The following is a 9,100-nucleotide window of genomic DNA, read 5'->3' on the forward strand; positions in this document are numbered from 1 at the left end:
GATGAATTTCACCGATATCTTCATCAGGCGGCCCGTGCTCGCGTCGGCACTGAGCCTGCTGATCCTCGCGCTCGGTGTGCGCGCGCTGCTGACGCTGAGGGTCAGCGAGTATCCCCAGACTGAGAACGCCGTCGTGACCGTCACGACCGTCTACTACGGCGCGCCGGCCAACACCGTCGCCGGCTTCATCACTCAGCCGCTCGAGGCCGCGATCGGCCAGGCGCAGGGAATCGACTACCTGTCGTCGACGAGTCGTACCGGCGTGTCGACGATCGTCGCAACGCTGCGCCTGAACTACGACTCGACGCGCGCGCTTTCGCAGATCAATACGCAGATCCAGTCGGTGCGCAACCAGTTGCCGCCGCAGGCACAGCCGCCGACGGTGGCGGTGCAGGTCGGCCAGACCACCGACGCGATGTATCTGGGCTTCTACAGCGACGTGCTGCCCGGCAACGGCATCACCGACTACCTGCTGCGCGTGATCAAGCCGAAGCTCGATGCGATCGAGGGCGTGCAGACGACCGAGATGCTCGGCGACCGCCAGTTCGCACTGCGCGCGTGGCTCGATTCGGACCGGCTCGCCGCACACAACCTGACGGCCACCGACGTCTACAACGCGCTCGCCAGCAACAACTATCTCGCGACGCTCGGCACGACGAAGGGGCGTATGGTCAGCGTCGATCTGAACGCAGGCACCGATCTGCACTCGGTCGACGAGTTCAGGAAGCTCGTCATCAAGCAGCAGGACGGCGCGCTGATCCGACTCGAGGATGTCGCCGACGTCGTGCTCGGCGCCGACAACTACGATTCGAGCGTGTCGTTCGGCGGCAAGCGCTCCGTGTTCCTGGGCGTGAAGGTCGCGCCGGGTGCGAACGCACTCGACGTCGCGAAGCGCGTGCGCGACGTGTTCCCTCAACTGCAGCAGCAGTTGCCGACCGGATTGACCGGCACGATCGTCTATGACGCGACCGACTTCATCGATGTGTCGATCAACGAGGTCATGAAGACGCTCGTCGAGGCGTTCGTGATCGTCACGCTCGTGACCTTCCTGTTCCTCGGCAACCTGCGCGCGGTGATCGTACCGGTGATCGCGATGCCGCTGTCGCTGTTCGGCACGTTCTTCCTGATGCAGTTACTCGGCTACACGCTGAACCTGCTGACGCTGCTCGCGCTCGTACTCGCGATCGGGCTCGTCGTCGACGACGCGATCATCATCGTCGAGAACGTCGACCGGCAGATCAAGGAGCGCGGTCTGTCGCCCGTCGAGGCGTCGATCGTCGCCTCGCGCCAGCTGGGCGGACCGATCATCGCGATGACCGTCGTACTGATCGCCGCGTACATCCCGATCGGACTCCAGGGAGGCCTGACGGGTGCTCTCTTTACCGAGTTCGCCTTCACGCTTGCGGCCGCCGTCACGGTGTCGGGCGTCGTCGCGCTGACGCTGTCGCCGATGATCTGCGCGCGCTACCTGCGCGTCGAGGGCATGCAGGGGCGCCTTCCCGACTTCATCAACCGTACGATGGAGCGGATCGGCGCCCACTACCTGCGGATGCTGAAAAAATCGCTCGACATGTGGCCGGTGTTCATCGTGATGGGCGTGCTGATGCTTGCCGGGCTCGTCTATCTGTTCAACACGTCGATGTCCGAACTCGCGCCGCAGGAGGATCGGGGCATCGTGCTTGCACAGGTACAGGGGCCGCCGACGGCGACGATCCAGCAGATGCAGGGCTATGCGGACCAGGTGTTCGCGCTGACGAAGACGATGCCCGAATACGCGCAGATGTTCCAGCTGACGGGCACACCGACGCTCAATTCGAGCATCGGCGGAATGCTGCTGAAGCCGTGGAACCAACGCAAGAAGAATTCGAACGCGTTGCAGCAGGAGATGCAGAAGCGCTGGTCGACGGTCGCCGGTGCGCGCGTCGCCGCATTCCAGCTCCCTTCCCTGCCGGGCTCACAGGGCCTGCCAATGCAGTTCGTGATCGGCACGACCGGCTCGATCGCGAGCCTGAACGAAGTTGCGCAGGCGGTACTGCGCAAGGTGCAGGCGAGCGGCAAGTTCTTCTTCGTCGACTCCGATCTGAAGATCGACAAGCCGCAATCGACGCTTGTGGTCGACCGCGACAAGGTCGCGTTGCTCGGACTCACGCAGGACGACGTGGGCCGCGCGCTCAGTTCCGCGCTCGGTGGCGCGTACGTGAACTACTTCTCGATCGACGGTCGCTCGTATAAGGTCATTCCGCAGGTTCGGCAGACCGACCGGCTGAACCCGTCCCAGGTGCTCGACTACTACGTGCGGACACCGACGGGCGGGCTCGTGCCGGTGTCGACGTTCGCTCATCTGCGCGAGGAGATCGTGCCAGAGGCGATCAACCACTTCCAGCAGTTGAATTCGGCGACCATCTCGGGTGTGCCGGTGATCGGTCTGTCGCAGAGCGAGGTGCTCGAGTTCATGCGCAAAACGCTCGCCGAGGTCGCGCCGAACGGCTACGCGGTCGACTACGCTGGCGCTTCGCGCCAGTTCATGCAGGAATCGGGCGGCTTCACAATCACACTGCTGCTCGCGATCCTCATCGTCTACCTGGTGCTAGCCGCACAGTTCGAGAGCTATCGCGATCCGCTCGTGATCCTCGTGACAGTGCCGATGGCGCTGTTCGGCGCGATGGTACTCATCAACGTCGGGCTGACGACACTGAACATCTATACCGAGGTCGGACTCGTCACGCTGATGGGGCTGATCAGCAAGCACGGCATCCTGATCGTCCAGTACGCGAACGTGCTGCGGCGCGCGGGCCGATCGAAACGCGGGGCGCTCGAGGAAGCGGCGCACGCGCGGCTGCGGCCGATCCTGATGACGACGGCGGCGATGGCGCTCGGCGCGGTGCCGCTCGTGCTAGCGTCGGGCGCCGGCGCGAGCGGGCGTAACGCAATGGGAATCGTGATTGTCTCCGGGCTGTCAATCGGTACCCTGTTCACGCTGTTCGTGCTGCCGGCCAGCTATATGCTCGTTAGCGCAGATCGCAGGCAAGCTCGCCGCAAGGTGTCGATCGAATCCGTGCCTGCGATCGAGAGGCATTGAGTCGTCGAGGCCGGGCCGCGCCGGCTTCGGGGCGGCCTGTTGTCGATTGGTATTGTCGACCCGAAGGGGTGGACTTGTGCAAACAGGAATCCTCATGAAAAAAATTTGCATTGTTGGTGCATCCGGGAAACTCGGCCAATACCTCGTGCAGCATTCACTCGATCGAGGCTACCAGGTCGTGGGCGTCTGCCGCAAGGTGAGCGTTCAGAAGCTCGACAGGTTCAAGGGGCGTATCACGCTTTTTCCCGGCGCCACGAACGATCGCGAGGTCATTGCGAAGGCTGTCCAAGGGTGTGACGCGGTGCTCACCGTGCTGGTGCCCTGGGGGGTGAACCAGTATTCGACAGGCACGGCCCAAGCGGTGCTCGATCATGCACAGCCAGGGGCGCGCCTCGTCTTCTCCTGCGGCTGGCACATTACCATGGACGGCCGGGACGTCTACTCGCCATTGTTCACAACGCTCGTCGCGATCGGCGGCTGGATCGGCCGGCTGCTTCGCATCGGTGACATCGATGACCAGGTCGAGGCGTGCCGGCGCGTGTTTACGAGTAACGCCCGATGGACTGTCGTGCGCGGCAGCAAACTCGAAGAAGGCGAAAGCCAGGGCCTGCCCGTCTGTAGCGCGCACGTTGGCGATCCCATCCTCGCCAGTAACATCACGCGCCGCGTGGACTTCGCCCTCTTTATGGCTGAGGCGCTCGAGAACGACAAACTGCTCCACCGTGCACCTGCGATCGTCGGATGCCAGACGCCATCAGCGCTCGCCATGAAGAGGACGGTCTAGCAAGCGTTGCTGCGCCCGTTTTACCGTACCCGCTGCAGCGATCTGCTGGCGCTCTGCTCGGACACTGCGCGACCGCCCCCCCGTTTCGTCGCCCGGGGAAAAGACGGAGATCGTCGCACATTCAGTAGGTGTCGAATTCGCGTGCAGACGCGAGGCTGCGCCTGTCCAGTTCAGCCCTGGTTCGTTCCAGTTCCCGCGCGATCATTGTTCTCATCCGGGAGCACGGGCGGTTCTGTCGCATTAGGGCGGTCGGGTAGAATTGCGAAGACCGAACACATGAACGAACCCCTTGGCAGAGACGCCGAAAACGCCGCGCAGGACGCTGCCGGCCGGGATTGGGAAGGCGTTGAAGCGGCTGCACTATCCGCTGGGGAAGCGTTGATCAATAACCGTTTGTGTCGACGAGACTCTCGACCTGATCATCTAATTTTTCGATGCGAAATATAAGTGCGTGTCGAGCGGGGGTTTTTCCGAAAAGGGCCGGTTTTGAGCCCACTCCTGATGCGCTTTGCGCACTCAGGACGGATGACTCCCATGACAGGTCAACAACGATCTTTTGGCTAGCACCAAATTTTCCAGTGCAAACAGGCTCAACAACTGCGTCGTGTTCTTCGCCAGACCTTTGTAGCGTACCTTGCGATGACCAAACAGATTTTTGATCACATGGAATGGATGCTCGACCCGCGCCCGGATCTGGGTCCTGGTTCGCTCCGCAGCAATCAGCAGCTCCTTCAATGCGCCTTCGCGCATCGCCTTGATCTTGCCGCGCTTGATGGCAACATGCCCCTTTACGGTGGCGCCTTGCATGTTCTCACGCTTGTGCACCCCTGTATAGCCTGCATCGCCGAATGCGTGCCGCTCATGACCATGCAGCAGGGCATGCGCCTGTGAGACATCCGATTCATTGGCGGCCGTCCCCACCATGCTATGCACCAGCCCCGAGTCGGCATCCACGCCCACGTGGGCCCTTCATACCAAAGTGCCACTCGTTACCTTTCCTGGTCTGATGCATCTCTGAATCGCGCTGCTTCCCGGCGTTCCTGGTCGACGAGGGCGCTTCGATGATCGTCGCATCCACCAGTGTGCCTTCTTTCATCATCAAGCCGCGTTCGCACAGCGAGATTCCCATCTCGTCGAACAGTCGGCGCGTCAGGTCATGCATAAGCAACAGGCGGCGGAACTTTAGCAAGGTAGTCGCATCCGGAACGTTCTCGACCGCCAGATCAATTCCGGCACAGGTGCGCATCGCGATGCTGTCGTACAGCGCGTCTTCCAGACCTTCGTCCGACAGCCCGTACCACTGCGCTCATGAAGTACACGCGCAGCATGCGCTCCAGCCCGATCGGCGGCCGCCCCCGCGCGCCCTTGGGATAGTACGGTTCAAGCGCTTCGAGCAGACGCGCCCGAGGCACGACGCTGTCCATCTCGGTCAAAAAGCGCTGTCGACGCGTCACGCGCTTCTTGCCGGCGCATTCCGCTTCCGCAAAACTGATCTGCCGCTACATTCGATATGCCAAGTCTGCGTACGCGAAGCAGTTCCGGCGCATGAAGAGGTCCTTGCGCACGTTGCGCCCGCGCGTGGGCCGTGTGATGCGCGATGTCCAGCGGCAGCTGGATCAGGTTGACGAGGCTGCACGCGAGGCCGGGCGAGCTGATTAGCCGGACGAAGCGCATCTTTACGCGGAAGCCGAAAGACAAAAACAAGCTGTACGCCTTACATGCAACCGAGGTGGAGTACCTGTCGAAAGGAGCCTGGAGGCAACTCAAGATCTGCGCAAGGTTTCTCTGTGGCGTGGACACGCGCATACGCAAATGACGGCGATATACCCGAGCCGCCTTCTCCTTGAAACTGGAGACGCTTGAGGCAGTCGCCCCACCGACGCTGTGATCCAACGGGTTAAAGCGGCCGATGCACTGATTACCTCATTGATGCCATCGACTGGTATGCAGAGAGGAAGCATCAACCCTGAAGCACGGGCGGGCCTCTACGAAGGGACCCCGCATAAACCGACTCTGCATTAAACCTGGACTTCAACGAGTGGGGCGACGCGTTCCCGGCCAACCGAATGCTCGGCGCCGTAACGCTTGATCGGCTGCGCCACGGCGCCTACCGGATCATCCTCGAGGGCGACAATTATCGCGTGCCCAAAAACAAGCCAGCCTTGATTGCCCGTTTTAGGCATTGAATACCGGGCCAAAAAATAGCATTCCTGACGGTGTTCGAAACCTCGCTGCCAAACCCTTCCAGGCGGCGCCTTTACGCCGATCTTCCCCGGCTCCATTACACTGATCCGTGACACGGACTTTCCCTCCGTTCACATCAGCCACAGAAACCGCAATCGTTGCTTTGTGGCCCACCCACCCCAACGAACTTGCTAAACTGCTTCGCGACCTGCCTCCTCAATTGCGGCTCTGAGCCTTGGGTTCTTCGGAGCCCAGCTTAACCCGCGTCGCTTGAGGTGCGACAGGTCCAATACATTACGTCTATATCTTCAAACGCGTTACTTTTGTGCCATCCAGCGACACATCGGCCATCAACCCCGCGTTGGTCAGCACGAACACTTCAACTGGTGTAGTGGCCGTGTCGGTGTCGACTACGCCGTTCGCGCCGATTTTCACAATGGCGACCGACGCGTCGGCGCCGGCCGACCATCCGTCCGCATTGCGGAAATCATCCAGCGCGTCCTGGGTCATAAAGCAAAATATGAGTGCTTTGGACTGAGCGCCCGCCTCAAGTCCAATAGAGGCCGATAAGGTGCTGTAGTACCCCACCGACTTGCCGTCGACGCGCAGCGCACCCTCGCCGTATTGTCCACCGACGATGAAGCCGGCCTGAATTACTGAAGGGAACACAAGTATGCCCTGCGCCTTGGAGACCAACTCCTGCGAACCGCCGATAGTGCTGAAGAGACGTGACATGGTGCCATCGACACTTGCATCGATCGACTGTCGTTTCGACCTGTTAGTCGCAGCCGATGCTCCAGAGTCTTGTGTGACAGTACAGCCAACCAGTGCGAGGCTTCCAAACGCGATGATGGCACTACTTTTTGAAATGAACTTTCGTCTTTGCATTGTTTTCTCCATTAGAGTCATAGATCTGGCCGCGGGTGTGCAGCAGCACTGCAGGTCTTTCCCACATACGAGATCGCCTCGATTGAGAAGTCCCTACCGCTGAGCATTCCCGGTATTGCCGTCATCACGGACCAGCAACGACAGTCACATCGTCCACGCATGCGTAAAACCACGACCAGACTGTTTTGAGCTTCCTCATTCAGTCTCCCGCAACGGCGCCCTTTGGTTGCGTTCGCAGCTTACAAACCAGCATCGCTTGAGCAACGAGGTCTGTCAATCGCGCATTCGATCATCTATTTAACTTACGCAAGAAAATGCTGAACCAATATGCCGTTCTGACCGGATATAAATTTGGAAACAAAACCCTCAGAAAACTCATGATAACAAGCGCATCGAACCGTTACGAAGTAACGCTGCCTTTAGGGTGCTAACGGCATTGGGTTATCCTTTGTAGTTGGTATGATTTTCTGCGAGACAGCGGCTGACCAGCCGCAAGCAATCAGACTCTCGTTGGCGTTGCTGCAAGAGCTGCATGGCCCCGGGACAGGACCATATCCGCAAGTTCCGCCCAAAGCCGGCGTGTAGAGGCGACGAATTGCCGCGTCGTCACCCCCTCCAAGAACGCAGGGTGCGATTTTTCACCGCACACCCAAGCAAAGGTCGAACAGGTGCCCGGCAATCGCCCGTTCAGGAAGAGGAAGGATAGCGCGAACGCCGCCGGCGTCTCTCCAATGCGTCAGTACGGCGTACGCTGCTGTTTTATGTACTGGCGCACGACCGCAATTAAAGCACCATCACCATTGCCGACAAAAAGGGGCGGCGACCATGGCGCGCCCCACAGCTTCCTGCAGATGCCCGGATAGTTCTTCCGGTGGCTCATCCGGCTCGAAACGCCTTTCAGGCTATCCACGAGCGCCGATACGGAGAGCTTCGGCGGATAGTTCGCGAGCAGGTGCACGCGATCGTCGTCGGAAGGAAATAATTGATGACCTTCGTGTGATTTTTGCATGCGCCTGCCGCGACTTCGCTACGAATTGGCGCATCTCGCGCGCTTGTATATCGGTCGGCATGGTTCGTACCGGAACGTCTAGAGTCGTTGCATATCGGTGTTATTTAGTCTATGGCGACAAACAATGATCTCAGGCGCGGACGACATTTGCCTCGGTCTCGCATCCCGAACTCGTACTTCACTAAACAGATCGTGTTGCTTATCGTCCAGTGACGATACTTTGCGAGCCGTGCTAATCGCTTCGTCAGGGTTGCGTTAGAGGATTTTATCGGCAATGCGTCTTCGCGACAGCCTCTTTAGCCCGGGATATGTCAAGTGTTGCCCCGACATTGACCATGTTCTGTACGTAGGCTTCGCATACGTCTCATCGCTGATTCACCACATTGCCAAGGTGAGAGGCGCCGAACCGTCGTGATGCCGGTTCCTTCTAGACTTCCTCACGAGGACGCTCAGAGCCGGCACCCTTTCAGGGACGAGGCAGATCTCGAGTGCTTATGGCGCCCCATTACAAGCCGCCATTCGCTTTTTCCGCAATCCCCGTTCCGGGAGCTTGCCCGCAAAAAAGGATCTTTTGCTGAGGCGCAAGATTCAGAAAAGGAAGAGACAACAACAGCCGAGATTACGGTACGCGTGTTGGCAACCGAGGAGGTGGCGTGCGACATATTCGAACAAGCCTCGACGAACTTCGCAAAGGCGTCGGGGGTGAAGTAATGCAACCCCGCCACTCGGACGACAACAATCACGACTTTCCAAGAAGGACGGCAAGCACGAGCCACAACTGATCGGGCCCGACATCGCGGAGAATGTGACTCCGGTTTCACAGAGTGAACGCGGCCGGCGCAGCAGTACAGACGAAGCGCCTCAAACGGTCTCAAGTCCTCAAATTTCGCATACCTGTTGACCTGCCCGATCACTATAGAGGCCTGCACCGGCCTGCGCGGCCCCGCCTTTCGAGCGGTGGCGTGTGCATCTCGTTAATGGCCGCCTCATCGAAGAAAAGCCTGAGTCACAGCCGATCACTTCTTGCCTGTGTTCGCGTCGGGACGCGGTGGTGCTTCGTTGCTGCTGGCGTCCAATACCACGTGCACGAGCGGCTCGGGCAGGTCCTGCTGATGCGGGGTCGCCGCCTCGGGGTGCAGCGGCTGCGTCATATAGC

At 60.0% G+C, this 9,100-nt stretch carries 3 protein-coding genes and 4 pseudogenes; 4 read left to right on the forward strand and 3 right to left on the reverse strand.

Features of this window, described 5'->3' with window-relative positions:
* The first annotated feature begins 1 nt into the window (after window position 1).
* On the forward strand, window positions 2-3,079 hold the full coding sequence (locus tag HV796_RS25835; protein WP_175229337.1) for an efflux RND transporter permease subunit: 3,078 nt from the start codon (window positions 2-4) through the stop codon (window positions 3,077-3,079).
* A gap of 76 nt (window positions 3,080-3,155) precedes the next feature.
* On the forward strand, window positions 3,156-3,863 hold the full coding sequence (locus HV796_RS25840) for an NAD(P)-dependent oxidoreductase (protein ID WP_217477996.1): 708 nt from the start codon (window positions 3,156-3,158) through the stop codon (window positions 3,861-3,863).
* Between the two features lie 516 nt (window positions 3,864-4,379).
* On the opposite strand, the pseudogene HV796_RS25850 reads toward HV796_RS25840, so the two are convergent.
* Window positions 4,380-5,356: pseudogene (locus tag HV796_RS25850) on the reverse strand (IS5 family transposase).
* A 28-nt stretch (window positions 5,357-5,384) separates the two neighbouring features.
* Between HV796_RS25850 and HV796_RS44265 the strand changes: the two are divergent.
* Together HV796_RS44265 and HV796_RS45890 are read left to right on the forward strand one after the other, a co-directional pair.
* A pseudogene (locus tag HV796_RS44265) lies at window positions 5,385-5,625 on the forward strand (IS5/IS1182 family transposase); the annotation flags it as partial.
* A 259-nt stretch (window positions 5,626-5,884) separates the two neighbouring features.
* A pseudogene (locus HV796_RS45890) lies at window positions 5,885-6,068 on the forward strand (ATP-binding protein); the annotation flags it as partial.
* Window positions 6,069-6,347: 279 nt separating this feature from the next.
* On the opposite strand, the gene HV796_RS25855 reads toward HV796_RS45890, so the two are convergent.
* The gene (locus HV796_RS25855; protein WP_175229339.1) at window positions 6,348-6,935 is read right to left on the reverse strand and encodes a BPSL1445 family SYLF domain-containing lipoprotein; all 588 of its coding nucleotides are present in this window, start codon (window positions 6,933-6,935) and stop codon (window positions 6,348-6,350) included.
* A 736-nt stretch (window positions 6,936-7,671) separates the two neighbouring features.
* Window positions 7,672-7,914 (reverse strand): annotated as a pseudogene (locus tag HV796_RS25860) (transposase); the annotation flags it as partial.
* Between the last annotated feature and the right edge of the window lie 1,186 nt (window positions 7,915-9,100).

Origin of the sequence: Paraburkholderia humisilvae (genome assembly GCF_902859855.1) — a bacterium.
In the GTDB taxonomy this organism is placed as follows: Bacteria; Pseudomonadota; Gammaproteobacteria; order Burkholderiales; family Burkholderiaceae; genus Paraburkholderia; species Paraburkholderia humisilvae.